This window comes from Bartonella sp. AP9QHHD, assembly GCF_042195625.1.
Taxonomy (GTDB): Bacteria; Pseudomonadota; Alphaproteobacteria; order Rhizobiales; family Rhizobiaceae; genus Bartonella.
In genome coordinates this window covers 1-23,454 of the sequence record NZ_JBHIOP010000054.1, presented here as the reverse complement: position 1 = coordinate 23,454, position 23,454 = coordinate 1, and the positions used below count along the sequence as shown (strand labels likewise).

Here is a 23,454-nt window from a genome sequence, read left to right as displayed (position 1 = left end):
TCGCGCGCAGTTATAATGCTGCTGTAGGAGGGGGGTATTCTCATGAAATAGCAATATGACAACAGCATCGAGAGATTCCTTATGCGTTTCCTTAACACGAAACATTTCTCAAGCTCATTTTACAACATTGCTCATGTGGCTAGTATAACGTAAAATCTATTGTGCTCCAATACTTTATGCTTAGGAAGGAGAAAGTGGATACCATCATTTTATTTTACAGACTCCAATGTTGCGATAATTTTTGCATTTGAGAGCTTTCATAAGAGACATTTTTAGTCTTTTCTAAAACGTTCTTTATCCAGACGATAATTCCGCTTATGATGTGCAAGAAAGTGATTTTTACTGTTTCAATGTAATTTGAAATGAGAGCATATCTACGATATTTTGGACTTTATATTTTATATACAAAATAATGAATTATTCTTTTGAATGAATGTACCATCTAATAGAAACAATATGCAGAATTAAAAGAGAGAAAAAATGCTTCGAAATAGCTTTTGCTATATATATATATCAGAAGAATTAACAGTCTTTTTTGAGAAGTAGGATAGTTTTTAAAGAGTGAAAGTTATGGAAGAAGAATTATTTTTAGTATCGCTTTTGTACAAAAAAGTCTTTAAGTAATTGAGCTGCTTCTTTTTCCTTGAAACCAGAATAAATCTCAGGTTTGTGATGGCAGGTTGGTTGCTGATAAAAACGTGGGCCATTTTCTATAGCACCTCCTTTGGGATCATTTGTTGCATAATAGAGACGTCGTATGCGTGCAAATGAAATGGCAGCGGCACACATAGCACAAGGTTCAAGTGTTACATAAAGATCGCAATCAGGAAGCCTTTCGTTTTGCAATGTTTCGCAAGCCATACGGATTGCGCGTATTTCTGCGTGTCCTGTAGGGTCATATGCAGATTTTATAAAGTTACCAGCGCGTGCAATGATAGCTTTTCCACGTGTAATGACAGCACCTACGGGAACTTCATCTTTTTTTGCAGCCTCTTGCGCTTCTAAAAGGGCTATTTCCATGGGCGTCAAAGTCATAATATTCTTTCTACTGAAGGTATAGAAAATCTAAAGGTTATCTCGATAAGGAATGCTATGGAATGAATAATTTATTACGCTTTTATAATGAAAAGAATACCTCTATTTTTTAAAGAGTTTAAAACAAACTTGCAAGTCGACAGATACATTATTGTCGTTAAAGGATAGAAAATGATAAATGATTATGCTACTTCCTTTTTCAGGATAAGCGGTATGGTGCATGTGAATAATTTTCTGAACATACTTGCAAAGATTGGTTTGAAACGCAAATGAATGAAAATAATGAGAGTGAACGAATTGCTAAAAGGTTAGCGCGTGCTGGTATTGCTTCGCGTCGAGATGCAGAAATGATGATTGTTGCAGGTCGTATTTCTGTGAATGGTAAAGTCGTGACAACGCCTGCTTTTAATGTTAGCCGCTCTGATGTTATTAAAGTTGATGGCAAACCTTTACCTCCTATAGAACGAACGCGTTTATGGCTTTACTATAAGCCAGCAGGTCTTGTCACCACGAACCGTGATCCTGAAGGCAGACCTACAGTCTTTAGTAATTTACCAAAAGGAATGCCGCGTGTTCTTTCTGTTGGAAGGCTTGACATTAACACGGAAGGGCTTTTGCTTTTAACCAATGATGGTGGCTTAGCGCGTGTATTAGAGCTTCCTGTAACGGGGTGGGTCCGCAAATATCGTGTCCGTGCTCATGGAAGAGTCAAGCAGAGCGCGTTGGATAACCTTAAAAATGGTATTGCGATTAATGGTATTTTTTATGGTTCGATTGAAGCATCAATTGAACGCGAACAAGGGTCGAATGTATGGCTTTCTGTCGCTTTGCGAGAAGGAAAAAATCGTGAAATAAAGAATGTTTTAGGGGCATTGGGATTATCAGTTAATCGATTAATACGTGTATCTTATGGTCCATTTCATCTCTCTGATTTAGAAGAAGGAGCCGTGCAAGAGTTAAAAGGGCGGATGTTACGAGATCAGTTGGGGGAGCGTTTAATTATGCAAGCCAATGCAGATTTTGATGCTCCTATTCTTAAGCCATTTTCAAATTCTGCAGTTGTTGCAGAAAAGCAAAGCCAGAAAGATCTTTCTGTTGCAAATGATGGTTGGGTTTTCTCAAGTGAAAGGGCGATACGACGCCGACCAAGAGATGGTTCTGTTGAACATAGTCGCGCACGATTAAGTACAAAGTCTCATGAGAATGTAAAGAAGGAGAAAAGTGAAGAAGGAAAAGCAGAGCGTTTTCTACCGCGTTCTCGCCGTGCTAATGTTTGGATGGCTCCTGGTGCACGTCCGCAAAGTGCACGTAGAAAGCCTTCCTATAGTGAGGAGAAATCGCATGATCATAAGAGCGATTTGGATGGTAGAAAGTCCTTTCATCGAGGCAAGGAAAAACTAAAAGAAAATCCGTCATACAAAGAGAAGAGGGAAAGTTTTGTTCAAAAACATGGCAAAATATCTTATGACGAGACGCATCCCTTTGGTAAGAAAGATCGCTTTTTAAAGGATAAAGAGAAAATGATAAAAGGTGGTCATGATGAGCATTCTTTTGAGAGAAAGAAAAAGGTAAAATCGTTTGGTGGTGCTATGAAAAAATCTAAACCACATAGGGACGGTGCAAAAACTTCGAAGCGATTTGGAGGTCCACGTGCGGATCATAGGCGGTAAATTTGCTGGGCGTGTTTTGTTTTCGCCTGTTAATCAGTCGATTCGCCCAACGAGTGATCGTACACGTGAAAGCCTTTTTAATATTCTTTCTAGCCGTGAAGAAGAGTTTTGGACCAATAAACGCATTCTTGATCTTTTTGCTGGTACTGGTGCTTTAGGCATCGAAGCACTTTCGCGTGGAGCAAAGGCGGCTGTTTTTGTTGAAAACTCGGTTGAGGGGCGTGGGTTGCTTCAAAAAAATATAGAAGCCTTTGAATTACAGTCGATAGGACGGATTTTGCGTCGTGATGCGACCAAACTTGGCAATATTGGCACAATGCTGCCATTTGATGTTATCTGCGCTGATCCTCCCTATAGCCGTTGTTTAGGTGAACGTGCTTTTGTAGAAGCTTTGCGAGGAGGGTGGGCAAAAGCTGATACACTCTTCATACTTGAAGAAAAGAAAGATACAATGATTTATTTACCTGACGTCTTTTATCTAGACGATGAGCGTTTTTATGGTGAGACAGCAATACGTCTCTATAAATTACGATCGCTTACATCTTGAGAAAGTTCTTGTTTTTATCCGATAGGATGAAAAAATGCTTTTTCACAGTTTTCTTCATTTTATATGGTTTTTAAAAGGTTAAGCAGAAAATCAATAAAAGATTCTAATGTTAAAGGAATTGATGAATTTTTATTAGCTTTAATACAGAAGGATGTTTTTTCTCCAATAGGATATATATTCCTCGATAATAGTTATGATCTTTTTTATCTAATTTCTTTCTGCCATACCTTAATCATCACATTTCATCAGCAGTTGAAAGCTTTAAGCTATGCAGTCTGCATTGATATCTTATATGATGCGTAACTTCTATTTTTGCTATTGTCTAAACTTAAAAAAGATATTTTGTTTAGTATTGAAAATATTGTTCATTTATCCTGAATACTTGTGTGTTTAGTTTAGTAATATCGCTTGTTGAGTTAGTCATTACATATTAAGTAAATCTGAGAGTATTAAGTATCTTATCGTTGTGCAGCTTTAAGGATACTTTTTTATATTATTCTTTATCACTAAAGATAAGTAATTTGTAAAAAAGGGGAGATTATCGTGTTTAATTGGATATATAGTGAAGAGATTAGTACAGAAGCAAGTGCTGAGCAAATTTGGGCTATATGGGAAGATGTGGCATCATGGCCTTGCTGGGATAGTGAACTTGAGTGGGTAGAACTTTCTGGTCCTTTCAAAGAAGGCGCTATAGGACGCATGAAACCTAAAAAGGGACCTACAGTAACTTTTACACTTGATAAAGTTATAAAAAATGTTTGTTTTTCTGATTATGCTAAACTTCCTTTTACACGTATGAGTTTTAATCATGAATATATTTGTTCAACAAAATCGGGTTCTTCAAATAACAAAATTCGTCATACTGTAACCATGTCTGGTTTATTTTCTCCTTTCTTTGGAATGATTATTGGGTCAAAAATTAAGTTACATCTTCGCGATGCAATGATTGAAATGAGCAGACGTGCTCTTACTGAAAACAAAAGCATTTTGTAAGGGGGTGCATTTATAAAGAAGTTAATACCTTAAAAAAGGTGCAGAACTCTTAGCCTTGTTAGAATGAAATCAGTTATGAGTATATAGCAAATTGATGAGCTATGATTTGGTTTTAGTTAGCTGTTGAAATCGTGTCAAAGCATCTTACGGGATTAATTTTGCGCTAAAAATCTTATGAAATTCATTGAATTTTTTTATATATAAAAGCTTATAAGATGCTCTCTTCATTGAAAATGAGAAAGGTTCAGAAGTTCATTACTTCTCTTATGATGTAGGTCCATATCGTCATAATATTTGCCTGTTTCTAATGTTGCAATATTTTTTGCATTTAAAATCTTCATAAGAGGCATTTTGATTTCTTCTTAAATAGTTTTCATTCATAGGCCCCTTACTTATGATTTGCTCGCAAATAGTTGTGATTGACTCAACATGAATAGGTTCGAAACAGAGAGAATTTTATGATATTAGGCTTTTTTATACAAATTACAAAACAATAAATTATAAGTATAAATCAAACTGTTAATTTTATTGAAAGATTACAAGATAATTTCTTGATTACTTTTAAATATAAAAATGAGTTCTTTATGATATTACGTCCATTAGGGTAAAGAAGTTTATGACTGCTCATTTTGTTGAAACCATAATAGAAGGAAATATTTTTTACTCTGTTTAAGTTTTGTTTCATTTACAAGAGTGCCGTCTCATTATGAGAGAGTTTATAGAAGCAAAGAAGTGTATACAAATATAAGGTATTTTCTTGATTCTTGCTTGGAAATTAAAGAATGCTATAGGAAAGATATGAGATAAGTTTTTTACTACCCAGAGGAAGGAAGACCTGTGATTTAGATCATTTTATGCTTTTCGAATTTTTGAGGATTTTGGCTTAAATTCAAGTGTTATAGCTAAGACTTTTGTTAATTGCCAATTGTTCTGTTGATTTGATTGTCAGTGGAGATTTGGCTCCTAAAATGATAAGGGCCCATGAGAAATCTTGAAACTAAAGAGATTTTACGGCATATTACGTTTTTTCATAAAGAAGCTAAAAGGGAAATGATTTAATGCATTAAAAGAAAAAGAATGCATGAATGTGCATAATCTTATGAATCAATACACAAGAGTTATATTCTGATTTGTATAAATTTGTCAGAATGCTTATCAATGTAAATAATAAAATATTTTAGGGAGTCTATAATGACTGACAAAAACCAGATTGAGAAAGCTGTTTCGCTGGTTGAAGCAGCAAAGCGTTCTGGGGCAGATGCTGCTGATGCTGTTATTGTTCATGCTCATTCTACCAGTGTATCAGTTCGTTTTGGGAAAGTCGAATCGACAGAAGCAGCAGAGAGCAATGATTTTACTCTAAGGGTTTTTGTTGGAAAAAAAGTAGCAAGTGTTTCTGCTAATTTAGGATCTTATCCGCAAGAACTTGCGGAACGTGCTGTTGCGATGGCTAAAGCTTCTCCCGATAGTTTATTTGAAGGTTTGGCAGATAAAGAGTGTTTGGTTAAGTATCCTAAAGATCTTGATCTTTTTGATGATTTTGTACCCAGCAGTCATTTTTTAACAGAAGATGCTTTAAAAACGGAGGCAGCAGCTCTTGATGTTAAAGGTGTAAGCAATTCTGGTGGCGCTGCAACAGCTTATGGCCGTAGTGGGTTTATTCTTGTGACCAGCGATGGTTTTTGTGGAGCCTATCGCTCAAGTTGTTTTTCACGTTCTTGTAGTGCTCTTGCAGGTGAAGGAACACAGATGGAGCGGGATTATGATTATACAACAGCCTTACATTTTTCTGATTTAGAGGCAGCAGAAACTGTGGGAAAGAATGCAGGGCTTGGTGCTGTTCGACGTTTGGGTGCAGTTCGTGCGGCGACTGGGAGCGTTGATGTTATTTTTAATCCGCGTACGGCTCGTGGAATTGCAGGGCATATCGCATCTATGGTCAATGGAGCCTCTGTGGCTCGAAAAACGAGTCTTTTACAGAATTTCCTAGGCAAGGAAGTGATGAAGCCTAATGTTAATGTAACCGATCAACCTTTGCGATTACGTGGAAATGCTTCTCATCCTTTTGATGGAGAAGGGGTAGAGGGGCAAACACTCAATATTATTGAAAATGGTATTTTAAAAAATTGGCTTCTTTCATCATCTACAGCGCGTGAATTGGGACTTAAAACAAATGGACACGGTATGCGTTCGGCATCATTAGTGCAGCCGACCAGTACAAATTTTGCTATTGAACCGGGTTTAGTATCGCCTTGCGATATGATAAAAGATTTGCGAAATGGATTTTATGTGACCGAATTATTCGGTCATGGCATTGATTTTATTACTGGTCAGTATAGTCGTGGGGCTTCCGGTTTTTGGATTGAAAATGGTGAAATTGCTTATCCGGTAAGTGAAGTAACCCTAGGCTCTGATTTGCTTCATATGTTAGCACATTTAACACCTGCCAATGATATTGATCGGCGTTATGGTACAGCAGCTCCAACATTGTTAATTGAAGGGATGACACTTGCAGGAAAATAACACGCATCATTCTTCTGATTTAAATCTTTTGCGTGACGTTTGTCGAGAGGCAGGAGATTTAGCAATGCGGTATTTTGGATGCACGTTGGATGTCTGGATTAAAGAAGGTAATTCCCCGGTCAGTGAGGCAGATTTTGCTGTCGATCATTTCTTGAAAGAGAAGCTTCTTGGAGCGCGTCCAAATTATGGATGGATTTCAGAAGAAACAAAAGATAATCGAGAAAAACAAGATTATTATGAGCGCTCTTTTGTTGTTGATCCTATTGATGGAACGCGTGGTTTTCTTTCTGGCAATCCTTATTGGTGTATTTCGGTTGCCATTATTGAGAATGGGCGTCCTATTGTGGGCGTTCTACAATGTCCGGCTCAAGGAGATGTTTATACAGCTGTAACAGGTGGAGGGGCAACATTAAATGGGATAAAACTTCCTCGTTTAGCCTTTGAGGTTCATCGAAAATATAAAATTTCACTTGATAAATCGCTCGCACAAAAATTACCAGATGATTTTCTCAATCAAGTCAGTCTTTACCATTATCTTCCTTCTCTTGCTTATCGTATTGTTCTTGTTGCTCAAGATGAAATTGATATCGTATTAGTTCGTCCAAATTGTCATGAATGGGATATTGCCGCTGCTGATCTTATTTTGCAGGAGTGTGGAGGGTGTTTTTTATCGCTTGATGCCCCTTTACTATCTTATGGAATTGAACCTTACCAGTATGGACTTTTAATTGCTGGTAAAAATAATTGCTGTCAAGATATGATAGATGTTGTTCGTCAAACAAAGTTAGTTTAATCACGTAAAAGCGCGCTAAGATAATCTAAATGATATGGAGGCACATATGACTGAAACCAAAGAAAAAAAACAATATTTACATCTTGTATTTGGTGGGGAATTAAAAAATCTTAACAGTAATCAATTTAAGAATCCTGATGAGTTAGATGTGGTTGGTATTTTCTCAGATTATCAATCCGCTCAAGAAGCATGGCAGGCAAAAGCACAAAGCAGTGTAGATAATGCATTACAACGTTATTACATTGTAGATTTGCATCAGTTTCTTGATGCTGAGTTAGGCGATGCAGAATAAAGCTTGAATATTTGGTCATTATAACCTGTAGATTGCTTCATGCTTTTGTTTAGTCGTCCTTTTCATAGGTACGTTCTTCGGGTAAAATAGAATGCCGTAAAAAAGAATATGCTTGTTGTTTAAAATTCATATGTTTTTTTAAGAAACATCTCCCAAAGCACCCAAGCCCATTTCATAATAGCGTCCGTGCAAGGTATAAAATCCATTATTGCACCACCATCTTTACGCTTAATAAAAATGCAAGACAGTTTCTATCAACCTATTTACAACAGCAATATTATCATGACAGCTATCACTCGAAGTTTATGATTATATTGTGAATAGTCACTCTGCTTTTGAATGGGGTATGAGACACTAATGCGTTAAGATTAATAAAAAGAGTAGCATTATTAATGATAGCAATTATTACTCTGTTGAGATTATTAGCACTCGTTACTTATCTATTGGAATTTTTTCAACGAGTTATTACTATAAGCTTAGAAACCATGAAAGTCGTTAGAAACTTTACCAAAATTAGAAACTTAGAGAAACTGAATAGATTTATGAAGTTAACTTACCTCATAAGGATTTCTTGAGTACTCATTTAAAACTACAATCTATAAGTTAATCATTTTGTGTTGATTATATACAATCTTAAAAGGAATAATATATCATTGCGACCTCCTGAAAAGAGAGGATTTAAAATTTTGAAAACTCTTATTTAAATTGCTTTAAGACTTTTAAGAAATTCTCTATTAAACAAGATTAGATTTTTCTGGATTACCTTTAAGAGATTATATCACAATTTAAAATGAGAACTCTATACTATTCAAAAGTTTTTTAAGATTAGTTTGACATATTCATTTTATTGAAATGAAATAATAGAGATTGAGCTTTCTTTTAAACACATTTTATTTGTTGTATTTATATTAGGTTGTAATGTCTATATGGGTTATTTTTTTGAAAAATTGACAATACCTAACATATGTAAAAATAAGCTTTTTCTCTAAAATACCAACGTGCAAAATTCAAAGTCTCATTAAAATCATAAGAAGTATTTATTCAGTGAGTTGAAAAAATTGATACAATCTATGTCATAGGTTTATCATTTATATTTTAAAAATTATAATCGACTGAAATGTAGTTTTGTTATTTTTGAGTAAGATTTTTTATAGGGTGCAGAATGAAGTGATAAAATCGATATAAGTTACAAAATTTAATTAAAAGAGATTTAAATAATGTGTATATGTATTGAATTTTCTCATGGATTAAGCTTTTTTATTTAAGATATGAATGATATTAAAAAATATGGATGCAACCAATAGTGTTGATGAATTTTTTAACAAAATAAGTATATAGATATCTTAAAATAGCTGGATGAGGTGATTTTAAATGGTAGAATTAAAGGCACATACGGCTCTTTTAAGCTATCGAATGATTGGTTTTTGCTTATGTCCTGTTATTCCTTTTTATTTGTTCTTTCGTGCTATTCGTGGAAAAGAAGAGTGGTGTCGCAAAAAAGAGCGTTTAGGTAAAAGTTCTCATATACGCCCCCAAGGTTCGTTAGTTTGGTTGCATGCAGCAAGTGTTGGAGAAACACTTGCACTTGTTCCACTTATAAGTTATATTTTATCATTGGAAATCAATGTATTAATGACAACTGGGACGGTGACATCTTCTACTCTTGTGAAAAAATATTTTGGTAATAGGTTGATTCATCAATATGCTCCTTTGGATTTAGATTTTGCAGTGCGCCGTTTTATTCGTCATTGGAAGCCTGATCTCGTCTTAATTTGTGAATCAGAAATTTGGCCTCTTCGTATTAAAGAACTTGCAAAAATGCGTATTCCGCAGATTTTGGTTAATGCCCATATGTCTGAACGTTCTTTTAAAGCTTGGCAAAAACGACGTGTTCTTGCCAAACATATTTTTAAGGATATTGATTTGGCGATTGGTCAAAATGAAAGAGATGTAGCTTATTACCATACACTTGGCGTAAAATCTGTTACGTTTTCTGGTAATCTCAAGGCTGATGTTTTTCTGGTTGAAAATCAAGAATTGCTTGCACGTTATCGTAATGCTATCGGCAATCGCCCAGTTTGGGCAGCTGTTTCAACGCATGAAGGGGAAGAGGAGATTGCTTTTGAGGTCCATAAAATTGTTAAAAATTATTTGCCAGATTTATTAACAATTATTGTGCCTCGTCATCCAGAACGTTCAGAAGATCTTATCAGAAAATGCGATAATAAGGGGTTAAGTTTTATTCGTAGGAGTAGAGATGCTGTTCCAAACATGAATACCGATATTTTATGGGGAGATACCATTGGAGAAATGGGACTTTTTCTTCGCTTATCGAAAGTTTCTTTCGTTGGTAAATCGTTATGTGGAAATGGTGGACACAATCCATTGGAATTGGCTTTGCTTGGTTCCGCTATTTTGACAGGGCCTCATGTTTCAAATTTTCAAGAGATGTTCAAACAATTTCTAACGCGTGATGCAGCATATATGGTTCAAGATACAAAACAGCTTGCTATTCAGGTGTATAAGCTTTTAACAAATGAAACATTGCGGCAAGAAATGGTTGATAAGGCTCATGAAGTGGCAACAGGTATGGCAGGTGCATTTGAGCGCACATTAAAGATTTTAGATCCATTTTTACAACCCCTTGTAATACAAACAGGTTTACGTCAGCGTCAGGGTAGATATGCATATTAGCGCCCCTCGTTTTTGGTGGAAAAATAAAAGCTTTTTGCGTTTTGTGTTAGCTCCAGTTTCATGGGGGTATGGTTATTTTTCAAGTCGTTTTATGACAAGACAGCCTCCCGTGATTGATCTGCCAGTTTTGTGTATTGGAAATTTTACATGTGGTGGTGCGGGTAAAACGCCGGTTGTTATTGCTTTTACAAAAGTGGCTAAAGAACTTGGTTTCGTACCTGGTATTATATCTCGTGGTTATGGTGGATCAGTTAAAGGGGTACATCTTGTAAATGAAAAATATGACAATGCACGCGATGTTGGAGATGAGGCACTTTTACTTGCACGGCATGCTTTTGTAGCTGTATCACCTAATCGTTATGCAGCGGCACAACGGCTTAAACAAGAGGGATGTAATCTTATTTTAATGGATGACGGATTTCAAAGTCGCCGTCTTTATATGGATTATGCGTTACTCGTTGTTGATGCGATGCGCGGTTTTGGTAATGGAGCTGTCTTTCCAGCAGGACCTTTGCGCGTACCATTAAAAACGCAGTTTTCTTTTATGGATAGTGTTTTATTGATTGGTCACTCCGATGCGCCTGATAATGTCGCTTTTTTTGTTTCGCGTACTGGAAAGCCTTTATATCGTGCTCATCTTAAAGCCAGTGCCTCTGATGAGGTTTCAGGAAAATCATTTTTGGCATTTGCTGGTATTGGCAATCCAGATAAATTTTTTAAATCTATTAAAGAATTGTCTGGTCATGTGGTGCAAACTTATATATATCCAGACCACTATTTTTTCACAGATAAAAATTTAAAAAGCCTTATACAAAAGGCTAAAATGCACAATTTATGGCTAGCAACAACAGCTAAAGATTATACCCGTATACAGACAATTCACATGCAAAAAGATTTGAAAAATCTTATTATCTTTGATGTGAATGTCGATTTTGTTCAAAAAGACTTCTGTCGTATGGTCCTTGAAGAGGTCATAACCCGCTTTAGAAAACGTTCCCTTGAATTTTCTTGTCTAAAAGGCAAAGGCTAAATTTATAGCTTTTGAGGGGTTATTTTTCTTTTGTTTTTAACAATTGCTTGAGATATGGGTTGCACTCAAGTTCGCGCTGATAGGAGATTTCACAACTAGCATATGCTTCTTGGCGGTGATGATTCCAATATTTTAAATCATCTATAGGGATTTTTTGCCCGCTAACAGCACAAATGGTATAGGTACCATATTCTATAATGTCATATCCATTATTAGAATAATGAATTTTTGCTTCGCGTTCACCATTGGGAAACATTATAACTCCTTTTTACTTGATACAAGAGATTCAAGAAAAGTGCCATAAAATATATTATAAAGTCGAGAGTTAATTTTAAAATATTTTTCTTGTAAAAATGATGAAGGGCTTATTTTCTGCCAAAAAGCCGTTCTATATCTGCCAATTTGAGTTCAATATAAGTAGGGCGTCCATGATTACATGTACTTGTATTAGGTATTGCCTCCATTTGTCGTAATAGTGTGTTCATTTCTTCGGGGCGTAAAAGGCGCCCTGACCGTATTGAGCCGTGACAGGCCATCGTTGCTGCAACATAATCAAGCATTGCTTTTAAATTATTTGTTGTATCATACTCAGCAGCCTCATCTGCGAGATCTTTAATAAGGGCTTGGACATTGATCTCTCCTAACATGGAAGGTGTTTCACGCACAACAATTGCTCCTGGTCCAAATGGTTCTATTCCTAATCCAAATTTTTGCAAAGCATCTTTATGCGTTAAAAGGCATGTTGCATCCTCTTCAGAGAGTTCTACAATTTCAGGAATAAGTAATAACTGTGAAGGAAGTGGTTTGGAATAAAGTGCATTTTTGAGTGCTTCATAAACCAATCGTTCGTGAGCTGCATGCTGATCGACAATGATCAAACTATCTTGTGTTTGGGCGATAATATAGTTTTTATGGATTTGTGCTCTGGCCGCTCCTAATGGATAAGATAACTCTTCTGATGAAGATGTCGTGCTTGGAATGTATGCATCCCCACTTGGTGTATTTAAGCCCTCCATAATAGGAGCGGCATCTTCTTTTAAATCAAAAGAGTGAGTACTATCCAATGGTTTTTGGACCATTGGAGCGCTGGTAAAATGATGAGGTTGTGAACTGTAAGAAGAGAACTGGTGCGTGTTCTTAAAACTGCCTAATGGTTGTTGTGCCAATGATTGTTGTGTTTGAAATGCAGCAAGCATTGCTTCAGAACGGGTTGAAGTAGGACGAATACCAGATTGCTGCAATGCTTCACGAATAGCTCCAACAATCAAACCACGAATTAATCCTGGATCACGGAATCGTACATCAGCTTTGGCTGGGTGAACATTAACATCTACCTCAGCAGGTGGGAGGTCAATAAAAAGAATAGCGACAGGATAACGATCTCGTGTCATGACATCAGCATAAGCGCCTCGGATAGCGCCCCATAGAAATTTATCACGCACGGGACGTCCATTAACATAAGCAAATTGATGAAGGCTGTTATTTCGGTTGAAAGATGGCAAACAGGCAAAACCTGTTAAGCGCACCGCTTCGCGTTCAGCATTCAGCGCAATGCTATTAGGGGCAAATTCTTTTCCCATAATCTGCGTAATACGTTGTAATTGTCCTTGAATATTATTTTCTGTAGCAGACAATTCCATAGATGTTCTGTCTAGTCCTGAAAGAGAAAAGCGGATATGTGGAAATGCGATAGCAATTCGCTTAATCATATCGCTAATAGCATTTGTTTCAGCCCGATCAGTTTTCATAAATTTTAATCGTGCCGGCGTGACAAAGAAAAGATCACGAACTTCAACAATTGTTCCAAGATTCGCAGCAGCTGGTTTGGGTCCTACAATTTTTCCTGCAGTAACGGAAATTTCAGCAGCGCTCTCAGCATCTTTTGTTCGTGAAATGAGTTTAAGTTTAGCAACAGAACCAATAGAGGGGAGGGCTTCTCCTCTAAATCCAAGGAAGCAGATATTGTGTACGTCATCGGTAATCTTTGAGGTACAATGGCGAGAAACTGCTAAAGTTAATTGATCTGCAGGAATTCCATAACCATTATCACTCACCTTTATAAAATTTTTTCCACCATTTGCTGTAATAATTTCAATGCGTGTTGCACCAGCATCAATAGCGTTTTCAACAAGTTCTTTGACAACATTTGCTGGTCGTTCAATAACTTCACCGGCGGCGATTTGATTAATAATATTTTCGCTAAGATGGCGTATAATCATAATAAATTCTAACAGGAATCTTAAGGGTTCTATAGAAAATTATGATAACATCATTTGCGAGACATTCAAGAATAAGAGAGCATGAGAGGTATTATTTTTACAATACCTCCTATTTTATTTTATGTTAACAAGTCGGTTGGAAAAAACATAAAAATAGTTTTTATCACTTTAAAATAGCTTGCACCAGTTTATCATCTAGGTCAAAAAAGAAACAATGTAAAAAGGGAAGGCAATATATATGGCGCGTATAAGCGGTATTTTAGCAGATAGTGATATACAAGCTTTGATTGAGAATAACTTTCTCAAGGCTCAGTATCCATTTGATAGATCTCAAATACAACCAGCAAGCCTTGATCTTCGTTTAGGGGAGAAAGCTTATCGTATACGTGCTTCTTTTATGCCGGGACCTGATACAAAAGTTTTGGATAAGCTTGAACGGTTAAAGTTGCATGAGTTTGATTTACGAGACGGAGCCGTTTTGGAAACGGGGTGTGTTTATATTGTTCCTCTTTTAGAAAGTTTAGCTTTACCAGAATTCTTATCTGCTGTTGCCAATCCCAAAAGTTCTACAGGACGATTAGATATTTTTACACGTGTCATTACGGATAATGCTCAGGAGTTTGATAAAATTTGTGCTGGTTATCATGGTCCACTTTATTTGGAAATTAGTCCACGCACATTTCCAATTTTGGTGCATACAGGCTCACATTTATCACAGCTTCGGTTTAGAAAAGGGCAAAGTTATTTAAATGAAATAGAGTTGCACACTTTGCAAAGGCAAGAAACACTGATATCGGATGATTTTCCTAATATTAGTGTTGGTGGTATTGGTCTTTCCATTAATTTAAAGGGAGACAAAAACGGGCTTATAGGTTATCGTGGTAAACATCATACAAGTGTTATTGATATTGATAAACGTGCCGTTGCCCACGTTTTAGATTTTTGGGAACCTCTTTTTGATCGTGGTCAAAGGGAGTTGGTTCTTGATCCTGATGAATTTTACATTTTAGTTTCACGAGAGTCTGTTCATGTGCCTCCGCTTTATGCCGCAGAAATGACACCTTTTGATCCTTTAGTTGGCGAGTTTAGGGTGCATTATGCAGGCTTTTTTGATCCAGGATTTGGGCATAAGGAGGCGGGTGGAAAAGGAGCAAGAGCGGTTTTAGAAGTGCGGAGCCATGAAGTTCCTTTTATCTTAGAGCATGGTCAAATTATTGGCCGTTTGGTCTATGAGCATATGCTTAATCGACCATCAACCCTTTATGGACATGATGTTGGATCACATTATCAAGCACAGGGTTTAAAGTTGTCCAAGCATTTTAAATGAGTTGGGAACTACGAATTTTGATAACATGTATGCAGAAAGCGTATTTTAGATAAAAGAAAATTTTGTGCTTCGCAAAACTGGCGTCATGCATTCTATTTTTAATTTCCAAGGTTATCTCATCTCTTGCATTTGAGAGGGTATGAGAGGCATTTTTACTTCTTTTTTCAAGAGGTTCTATCTATACGAACTCCATTTATGATGTGCAAAAGAATAGTTTTGATTATTTCATCGTGACAAAATTTACAATGAAAGAATTTTACTATATTCAATATGTTATTCATATTTATTATTATAATAAATCAATAGGTTAATAAAATTCAACATAACAGTAGCTACTCACTTTTCAAAGTAAATATGCGAGATTGGATGCTGCAATTGACTCAATTTTTCTAGAGTGTAATAACCAGTATATTTTATTCCGCATAAAAATTATCCTTAAGAGTTAATAAATAAGTTTTCACTCCAGTTTAGTAACAATTATTTTCAATAAACATTATTCTAATTTTAGTAACTCATTTATAGCCTCAAGATATAATATTGCTAGAAAATTATTCAATTAAATATGAAGGTTTCTATTGGTATGAACATTAAAAGTTTTTATGCTTTATATGAATTAGGCACTATATATTTTTATAAACTTTCATGAATAAGTAACAGATCTCAGTTTTGAATATTGATATAAGAAGATTTCTGCATGTATGCGACAGCTTTATTTCCAGTATTAATAAAGGATTTTTTCATCTTTTGGAGGAGATTATGATTTATACTTAATGACACTCTATATTCTTAATAACTGATAATGTAAGGATCTTTGGAGGGAGAAGCGACTTTAAATTATGACTAATTAAGCTACGGAGCAATCGCTTTCGAAGAGGGATTGCTTTAAAGAGAGTATAACATTTTAATTGCACATGAAGAATATATGAGTAGATACGTTATTAATGATACTTCATACTGTGAGATTTTAAATTTGGATAAGAGCAATAAAGACGTTGTTTTTATCAATTAGTTTTTTTAGAAAGTGGCAGTCTCTGTTGCTTCTATCTATTCAATAGAGTGCTTTGGGAGAATAGCGAATAGGTAGGTACATGGATTCGCTTTTATGCGTTTTAGGATGTTTTCTCTTTTCATTTAGGAACAATGGTGCCATCAATGATTATTTCTTCAACACTTGATTATCGTAAGGCAGCAAAGCGTCGTCTTCCTCCCTTTCTTTTTCACTATATTGATGGTGGGGCTTATGCTGAAGAAACGATGCGACGTAATTGTACAGATCTTCAAGCACTTGCATTGCGTCAAAGGATTCTAAGGCAAGTTGGTGAAGTTGATCTTTCAATCAAGCTTTTTGATCAGACACTTGATTTACCGATTGTACTTGCGCCTGTTGGGCTAACGGGCATGTATGCACGTCGTGGAGAGGTAAAAGCAGCGCGTGCCGCAGCGGCAAAAGGGATTCCTTTTACTCTATCCTCTGTTTCAGTTTGTCCTATTGCGGAAGTGCAAGAAGCGGTTGGAGGTGCATTTTGGTTTCAACTTTATGTTCTCAAAGATCGCGGTTTCATGCGTGATGCACTAGAACGGGCTTGGTTGGCTGGTGTACGCACGTTGGTTTTTACAGTTGATATGCCAATTCCTGGTGCACGTTATCGTGATGCGCATTCGGGAATGTCTGGTCCTTATGCTGGTTTACGTCGTTTTTTACAAGCTTTGACTCATCCATATTGGGCTTGGAACGTTGGTGTTATGGGGCGCCCTCATGATCTTGGAAATGTCTCTGCTTATCTCAAAAAGAAAATTGCATTGGATGATTACGTTGGTTGGCTTGGTGCAAATTTTGATCCATCAATTGGTTGGCATGATCTACAATGGATTCGCGATTTTTGGAAAGGAAAAATGATTTTGAAAGGTATTCTTGATCCAGAAGATGCTCGAGAAGCAGTAAAATTTGGTGCGGATGGTATTGTTGTTTCTAATCACGGCGGACGTCAGCTTGATGGTGTATTATCAACAACACGAGCATTGCCTGCAATTGCGGATGCTGTAAAGGATTATTTGACTATTTTAGTGGACTCAGGTGTTCGTTCTGGTCTTGATGTTATACGCATGATAGCACAAGGTGCGGATGCTGTTATGATTGGCCGTGCTTTTGTTTATGCGCTTGCAGCAGCAGGTAAGAAAGGTGTTATGCATCTCCTTGATCTTTTTGCCAATGAAATGCGGGTAGCTATGACACTGACTGGTACTCAGACAATCAAAGATATTACACGCAAGAGTTTAGTAAATATAGATGTTTTTAAGCAATGAAAGCAATATGTTATACTTCTTTCAGAAAAAGAAAGTCTTTTTATAGAGGAGCATAATTATATATTTTAAAAATATGTTGACAGTTAAAGTTAAATAGAAAAGATCAATAAGCTCCTCTATAAAATCACAGAAAATACTCAGTAACTACAATAATATTAAGTATTAATAATAATAAACACGAAAAAAAACAATAATAACATTGCATACATATTTTATTTACTTTATTAAAAGCTCATTCTACGGATAAAAAGGAACAAGCGCTGATATTAAAGGTAAAACAACTGTTGATATAGAAAAAATAGATATAAATAATGCTGTGAGCATTTTTCCCTCCTATATATAAAAAACATTAAAATATAATATGTTAATTACTTCTTTTCCATATTGGCATAAAACGTAAATTTATAAAATCCATTTAGTTTTATTTTAATATAAATAATATTAGTTATAGTATATAAATAAAATTATTAAAAATGTCAATATGTATTTATTTTAATCTATAATTATAATAAAAAATGTATCTAATAAATAATATTTCTATAATCTATATATTATTTATATTAAGTTCATTGGATAATATATTATATGGATGTGATATTGTTTTTATGGAGTACATTTTTAAGCAATGAAAAAAAATATCCGTACTATCTTTAAAAAAGCTCGTTTACTGAGAGCAAAACTGCGTGAATTAATGTGCTTTTCTTTCTTGTTTTCTCAATGATTTATGATGTTTTGAACTGGCGAGCATATTAGGAAGCAGTTGAATATTTTTTGTATAGTATGTCATTTCTAACACTATTTATGCGTTCTCGATTGATTTTATAACTTGTTAAAATATCCAGTTCATTTTTATTGCAGATGGGGATGGTGGGGGGCCTAATGATACAAATTGGCATAGAATGTTTTGTTCCATAAGCGATTTAACAATTGCATCTCCAAGCTTCTCCTTTGATACTATGCTCTTCATAGACAACAACAGATTGGTGAGATTGGCATAACTCTAGCACTGATCTATTATCTCAAAGTTGAATTGTTGGCACACTTGTAAGCGTTGGGATAACTTCATGTTTTTTGAATCTCTTTAGCAACATCAAGACAAATCTGAACAGTTTCTTCAGTAGCAAGTAAGAGAACATCTTTTCCTTTTTTAAACAGAGGTTTTGCTGATATCAATTTTTGAAGCATTTTTATGAATATTCATAACAGCACGCTTTCCTAAACCTATATAAATAGGTACAAGATTACTCAGAGTAGAAAGAATTACAGTTTCCATTTGATCGAATTTCTACTCGTAAGTAATTGGATAATATTTACTTTATCGCTGAATAAAAAAGAAAAGTTTTTCTCTCTTTAAATAGAGGATGGATTGTCATCTAGCCAATAGGGATAGTTTGCGAGAAATTTGTTCGATGCAAAACGACTTAACATTGCAGTTACTTTTTATCATTTGAAGCTGTGAAAAGAAGGCTAAGATAGATGAAAGAATGTAAAAAATGATGGATACATTTTAAGATAAAAAATTATAATTTTGTTAATTCTACACCAGTTGCTGCCGATATTGGTGGCAAAAGAAATTTGATCAAAAAATATCAAAATTATTTGAGAACATTCCTCATAGCATGTAGCATTAAACCTTTTTGTTGGTATGGGTGAGATTTTCTTTGAGCAGAAATTGATTCTATCTCCTGAAATCAGCAATAATCTCTCAGGTTATGTCGTAAACTTTTTAGGGATGTTACAACGCCACTATCGTCCTTTTATGAAAATGTTAGCATTTCAGATGAGCAGTTGTGAGGAATTTCAACGTTTAATACAGCAAGATCCAGAAACTCTCACGGATTTAGAACGGGCTTCAAGATTTTTATATTTACAGCGATTAAGTTTTAGAGGGAATGTAAATCGTACGATGAGAGTAGAAAACCATCGTAGCGCGCGGGGGGCTTAAGCCCTTCCAATTTGAATGCGTGCTAAAACTTATTTCCACTGTTTAGCAGGTGTTAGCATTGAACATTTAGACTGGTCTGATTTTATTGTGCGTTATGATCGCCTAAAAATCTTGTTTTATCTTTCACCACTTTAATTGTGGTTTTGAAGGTTATTAAAGAAAGGATTTTTATAAGCGGGAGGATTATCAGCCGATGTCTAAGCTGCTTGCATAATAAGAGGGAGTTTTTTGTCTTTAAACAATATGCTAGAAATTCAAAAAACTTTAGTTAACTTTATACACCATCTTATACAGACTGCTCTGCAAATAACACAATTGCTGGTAAGGAATGGGGCATCACCAATTTTGATTTCTAAAAAAGAAACAATACGTATTAAATAGTCTTTAACTTTACAGACTTTTTGAGAATCCTTTCAGAATCTTTTGAAAAAAGTGAACTGATAGAAGATATTTCTATCAAAATATAGCAACTTTTCTAACAAGTTAGGAATAAATCTAAAAATATACATTAAATATAAAAACAGTACGATATGTAGGCAATCTGGGCTTTAGAAACAAGAATCAGAGCGTATAAAGATGCATAGAGGTGAGATTGAGACATATCATTTTTATGATTCAATAAAAAATAAAAATTAAAGAAAAAATTTTATATCAAAAATTTAAGGTGGTTTAAAAGGTGGACAGGCAATGCATGGAAGGATGAGCGAGAAGGTGAATTAGGGGAGAGCGATTTATAGATTATCAGTATCTTTCTAAAAGTATCTTCTCAAGATAAATATTGTGATGAAATAAGATTGTAGTTGAATGTTCGAAAAGATAATACGCACTCTTAATTTTTCCGTTATACACATCACAATAAAAGCCGTGAAAGGCACGGTCTTATTACAAACTTTCTCTAAAAGCAGTACATGAGTTTGCAAGATATTACCGTAATATTTTAAAAGAAGGATTTTATTTCAGAAAAAAATTATCTTAAAATAGTAAAGCAATATTTTTCAAGAAATTGCTAGGCGACTTTTGAAAGTAAAAAAGCTAAGTTAAAAAATAAAAGCAAAAATGGTTGTTGGTTTTCTCGACTGGAGTTGCATGTCATTTCCCACATAGGGAATTTACCTATAGAAAAATTAAAAGCCAAGATCATTCACAATGTTTTCCCGCCACTTTAGCATGAAAAAGCAGATACAGTGCGAAAGTATTTGCCTTATCGTCAACACCATTATTATAATTAGGAAGTTGAAGCAACGTCATTTACAAATCACATAAAAGCCTTACCATTATTCATTATATAGCTCCGTAGATTTCTTTTCTTCAAGCATGCCAGCCCCTAGATGTTATTTTTGTTGAAAACAGAGCCTTTGTGTATGATCAGTTCTTTGAACGACGATAGTAGTGCAATCCATAAAATCTTTTCTCATCTTCTTTTGATAGGATAACAAAGATGCCCATAGAATACATCAATAGACTCAATCATTTTACACAAACATAATCTGTTGAATCCTTTCGCTTCAACTCAGACATCTCCGTTACTCTAATTAAAACTAATCGACCACCAGAGTGTTTTAATCCTTTAAGTGCTTTTACTTTTAATCTGAATGTATCCACCTCTTTCAAATCTTTTCATTGATTGATGTTTCAGAGGAATTATATTTTTATCACTTTATTTTCCGTTTATCTCTCCAACCACATAAACGTTCACCTTGTTCGTTATGTTTTAAAATATCTCTCGCCAAATTTGGACTAATGACATTGATATCTTGTCGATTCAAATAAATTGGCAGCCATCCAATACAAGAAGTTCGTTCATTGGTCGCGCAACCAGCTAGAAAGCTTAGTGCGCACATCAGCATCACTTTTCTTATTAATTTCATTTTCTACCTCAAGCCGTGTTGTCGCTATCTTGAAATCTTCTTTTGTTTGCTTTTGCTTCTCAACTTTTTTCCCAAGAAAAAAGGCTTTGACTAAAGCTATAAGAAAAGCTGCTATGAGCGCTGACGTCATTGTCAGATATTTTTTTATCCATAAAATCATAGGCGGTGTTCCTGAAAACGTTTAGCAATGTATATCATAGCTGTACAAGCGGCTAAAACCATAATGCCTGCTAGAACCCATTGAACAGGACCATTTCCTGCAAAAAGACCTCCAAGCCCTGAAAAAGAACCTATGATTGGGGCAAGAGCTTCTACTTTGCAAATACCTGTTACGCCTTCTGGTTCTACTACATGATAATTGGGGGCAACATGAGCTCCTTTTGCCCATAATCCTGCTTCGGTTGCTCGGCGATTGACAAGACCTTGGATACGTTTTCCTCCCACTCTTGTCCATTTTTGCAATTCGGTTGGTATCGCTTCATATTCACCTTTATTAAGCTTTTTTAAAAGTGTAGAACTGCGAAATGCTGTGATTCCTACATTATAGCAAAATGATACTAATGCCGCGAATTGTTCATCGTTTAAAGGAACGGTAACGGCTTTTTCAACAACAGCTTCATACTCCCTCAAGTCCTGACAAAGGATTTTTTCAGCTTCTTTTTCCGTAATTTGCATATCTTTGTGAACGCTTGGGGCACCAGCAGCACTTGTATGTCCATAACCAATTGTCCAGACACCACCAGAATCTTCATAAGCTGATAAACGCAAGCCTTCCAATTGCTTAATCAATACAAGCCCTTCTTTTGATATTTTTCGCATTATTTTTACCTATAAAAAACTACACAAAGCAGGATATGAATTAAAAACTTACATCTACTCATTTTTAAGAACAGAACAGCGAAAGGGCATAATAAATTCAAAACATCCATAGTGGATTATTTTAAGATCCATATCATTTTTTTGAATAAAGGTTATGCTAAATACTATTCATTTTGCAGCAATTGATCTCCATCTAAAGACAATAACTTTATAATAATTCCATTTATAATCAGATAGATTTCACTCATAAATTCTTACATTTGATCCAGAATGATTTAGAAGAACTTTACTTGAAAAAACTTCAATAATTCCGATGACAAAAAGCATTTTTAACAAAAAATAAGAGACATAATAATTAATGAAATAATTAGGTGTTAATTTTTAAGTAATTTCAAAAGTCATAAATTGCACCACAGAATTTTTTTATAAAAACAAAAAAACATTATAATTTAATATTATATATCTAAAAATTATCTTAGAATCAATAAGACATATACATAACGTGTTATACATATTTAATAAAAAATCTATAGTTAATTTAATTATTCTTTGTTTTTTTTCCTAATTGCTTAATTTCATTAAAAAATACCTTTATGAAGGATTTTAAATAAACTGTTATATAAAAAACATAATGAATGTTTCTCCTCTCTTACAGTCTGTTTCCAACTGAAACAATATATTAGTGGAGCATATTCAATATATAGACCAATGATATTTGATAGTTTTTTAAAGAATATTGTACTGTAATAAATTTGAACAAGTAGTTCGGTTTCATATATTTTCTTTTTCATATGAAGCATTTAGTGGGGCGTTCGGGTCCAATGGTATCATCTTTGTCTGGTGTTGTATTGGCTACGTTTCCAGCAGCCTCTTAAACAAATCAATCAAGCTATTGAAATCTTTTTAGAGGCAATAGCACAAGAGACACAAAAGATTTTGACAAAAAGCTGCTTGACAATATAGGAAGCTCTCTCCTCCTAGCATCCCAGTCCATTCACATAACATAAAAAATAAAAAGGCAATGAGATGATATTTGATGATGGCAATAGATATGTAATAATACGTGAGTGTGCACAGCTTTTTAGTATACCCACAACAACGATTCGCAATTGGATGCTTCAAAGGGGGCCGGAGCCATATAAGCTAGGGTGAGCAGTGAGGTGGAGAAAGAAAGAGATTTTAGCATTTACTCCAGAGAAAAATACGGAGCAAATAACAATAGATTAGATAAAATTGCATAAACCCTAGAAGGTGGTCTTCAAACAGATAATTAATTAAAAAAAATATATATTTCAATATGTTTAAGAAATAAAATGGTGCCGCATGCCGGCAAGCAGGGGCTTAGCAACAAGATTCAAAGTATATAAAGATGTGTAAGGGCGTATTGATGTCTAT

17 protein-coding genes and 1 pseudogene are annotated in these 23,454 nt (G+C 35.0%); 12 read left to right on the top strand and 6 right to left on the bottom strand.

Going from position 1 to position 23,454, the window contains the following annotated elements:
- Positions 1 to 588 precede the first annotated feature (588 nt).
- Positions 589 to 1,035 carry a nucleoside deaminase gene (locus ACFIK4_RS04280; RefSeq protein ID WP_273790416.1) on the bottom strand — a complete coding sequence of 149 codons (447 nt, stop codon included), beginning with the start codon at positions 1,033 to 1,035 and terminating at the stop codon, positions 589 to 591.
- 269 nt (positions 1,036 to 1,304) lie between these two features.
- Here ACFIK4_RS04280 and ACFIK4_RS04275 point away from each other — a divergent pair, with 269 nt between their 5' ends.
- The 8 genes from ACFIK4_RS04275 (at position 1,305) to lpxK (ending at position 11,577) form a co-directional block, all read left to right on the top strand.
- Positions 1,305 to 2,705, top strand: coding sequence for a pseudouridine synthase (locus tag ACFIK4_RS04275; protein WP_375675112.1), 1,401 nt, complete (start codon positions 1,305 to 1,307; stop codon positions 2,703 to 2,705).
- Positions 2,686 to 3,252 (top strand): 16S rRNA (guanine(966)-N(2))-methyltransferase RsmD, encoded by a 567-nt coding sequence (gene rsmD / locus ACFIK4_RS04270; RefSeq protein ID WP_375612106.1) that lies wholly within the window; start codon positions 2,686 to 2,688, stop codon positions 3,250 to 3,252. The genes ACFIK4_RS04275 and rsmD overlap by 20 nt, the downstream gene beginning before the upstream one ends.
- Before the next feature lie 543 nt (positions 3,253 to 3,795).
- The gene (locus tag ACFIK4_RS04265; RefSeq protein ID WP_375629733.1) at positions 3,796 to 4,245 is read left to right on the top strand and encodes a hypothetical protein; all 450 of its coding nucleotides are present in this window, start codon (positions 3,796 to 3,798) and stop codon (positions 4,243 to 4,245) included.
- A 1,191-nt stretch (positions 4,246 to 5,436) separates the two neighbouring features.
- On the top strand, positions 5,437 to 6,768 hold the full coding sequence (locus ACFIK4_RS04260; protein WP_375675109.1) for a TldD/PmbA family protein: 1,332 nt from the start codon (positions 5,437 to 5,439) through the stop codon (positions 6,766 to 6,768).
- On the top strand, positions 6,755 to 7,561 hold the full coding sequence (locus ACFIK4_RS04255) for a 3'(2'),5'-bisphosphate nucleotidase CysQ (RefSeq protein ID WP_375675107.1): 807 nt from the start codon (positions 6,755 to 6,757) through the stop codon (positions 7,559 to 7,561). The genes ACFIK4_RS04260 and ACFIK4_RS04255 overlap by 14 nt, the downstream gene beginning before the upstream one ends.
- Before the next feature lie 46 nt (positions 7,562 to 7,607).
- Positions 7,608 to 7,853 carry a DUF4170 domain-containing protein gene (locus ACFIK4_RS04250; protein ID WP_375612377.1) on the top strand — a complete coding sequence of 82 codons (246 nt, stop codon included), beginning with the start codon at positions 7,608 to 7,610 and terminating at the stop codon, positions 7,851 to 7,853.
- A gap of 1,371 nt (positions 7,854 to 9,224) precedes the next feature.
- Positions 9,225 to 10,547 carry a lipid IV(A) 3-deoxy-D-manno-octulosonic acid transferase gene (waaA, locus tag ACFIK4_RS04245; protein ID WP_375675105.1) on the top strand — a complete coding sequence of 441 codons (1,323 nt, stop codon included), beginning with the start codon at positions 9,225 to 9,227 and terminating at the stop codon, positions 10,545 to 10,547.
- Positions 10,537 to 11,577, top strand: a complete 1,041-nt coding sequence (gene lpxK, locus ACFIK4_RS04240; RefSeq protein ID WP_375668557.1) for a tetraacyldisaccharide 4'-kinase — start codon at positions 10,537 to 10,539, stop codon at positions 11,575 to 11,577. Before waaA ends, lpxK begins: the two co-directional genes overlap by 11 nt.
- 19 nt (positions 11,578 to 11,596) lie before the next feature.
- On the opposite strand, the gene ACFIK4_RS04235 is transcribed toward lpxK, so the two are convergent.
- Together ACFIK4_RS04235 and mutL are read right to left on the bottom strand one after the other, a co-directional pair.
- Positions 11,597 to 11,833 (bottom strand): DUF2093 domain-containing protein, encoded by a 237-nt coding sequence (locus tag ACFIK4_RS04235; RefSeq protein WP_375608064.1) that lies wholly within the window; start codon positions 11,831 to 11,833, stop codon positions 11,597 to 11,599.
- 109 nt (positions 11,834 to 11,942) lie between these two features.
- Positions 11,943 to 13,796, bottom strand: a complete 1,854-nt coding sequence (gene mutL, locus ACFIK4_RS04230) for a DNA mismatch repair endonuclease MutL (RefSeq protein ID WP_375675103.1) — start codon at positions 13,794 to 13,796, stop codon at positions 11,943 to 11,945.
- 238 nt (positions 13,797 to 14,034) lie between these two features.
- Between mutL and ACFIK4_RS04225 the strand changes: the two genes are divergently transcribed.
- Both ACFIK4_RS04225 and lldD read left to right on the top strand, forming a co-directional pair.
- Positions 14,035 to 15,123 carry a 2'-deoxycytidine 5'-triphosphate deaminase gene (locus ACFIK4_RS04225; RefSeq protein WP_375613513.1) on the top strand — a complete coding sequence of 363 codons (1,089 nt, stop codon included), beginning with the start codon at positions 14,035 to 14,037 and terminating at the stop codon, positions 15,121 to 15,123.
- 1,152 nt (positions 15,124 to 16,275) lie between these two features.
- On the top strand, positions 16,276 to 17,427 hold the full coding sequence (lldD, locus tag ACFIK4_RS04220) for an FMN-dependent L-lactate dehydrogenase LldD (protein WP_375675100.1): 1,152 nt from the start codon (positions 16,276 to 16,278) through the stop codon (positions 17,425 to 17,427).
- Positions 17,428 to 18,574: 1,147 nt separating this feature from the next.
- On the opposite strand, the gene ACFIK4_RS04215 is transcribed toward lldD, so the two are convergent.
- Positions 18,575 to 18,700, bottom strand: coding sequence for a hypothetical protein (locus ACFIK4_RS04215; RefSeq protein ID WP_375612384.1), 126 nt, complete (start codon positions 18,698 to 18,700; stop codon positions 18,575 to 18,577).
- Between the two features lie 399 nt (positions 18,701 to 19,099).
- On the opposite strand from ACFIK4_RS04215, the gene ACFIK4_RS04210 reads away from it, so the two are divergent.
- Positions 19,100 to 19,372: a hypothetical protein gene (locus ACFIK4_RS04210; protein WP_375638585.1), complete on the top strand. Its 273-nt coding sequence runs from the start codon at positions 19,100 to 19,102 to the stop codon at positions 19,370 to 19,372.
- A 1,800-nt stretch (positions 19,373 to 21,172) separates the two neighbouring features.
- On the opposite strand, the gene ACFIK4_RS04205 is transcribed toward ACFIK4_RS04210, so the two are convergent.
- Both ACFIK4_RS04205 and ACFIK4_RS04200 read right to left on the bottom strand, forming a co-directional pair.
- On the bottom strand, positions 21,173 to 21,400 hold the full coding sequence (locus ACFIK4_RS04205; protein WP_375612386.1) for a hypothetical protein: 228 nt from the start codon (positions 21,398 to 21,400) through the stop codon (positions 21,173 to 21,175).
- Complete coding sequence (locus ACFIK4_RS04200; protein WP_375612387.1) at positions 21,397 to 22,059, bottom strand: lysozyme; 663 nt, start codon at positions 22,057 to 22,059, stop codon at positions 21,397 to 21,399. Before ACFIK4_RS04200 ends, ACFIK4_RS04205 begins: the two co-directional genes overlap by 4 nt.
- 1,026 nt (positions 22,060 to 23,085) lie before the next feature.
- On the opposite strand from ACFIK4_RS04200, the pseudogene ACFIK4_RS04195 reads away from it, so the two are divergent.
- A pseudogene (locus ACFIK4_RS04195) lies at positions 23,086 to 23,286 on the top strand (helix-turn-helix transcriptional regulator).
- Positions 23,287 to 23,454: the final 168 nt, after the last annotated feature.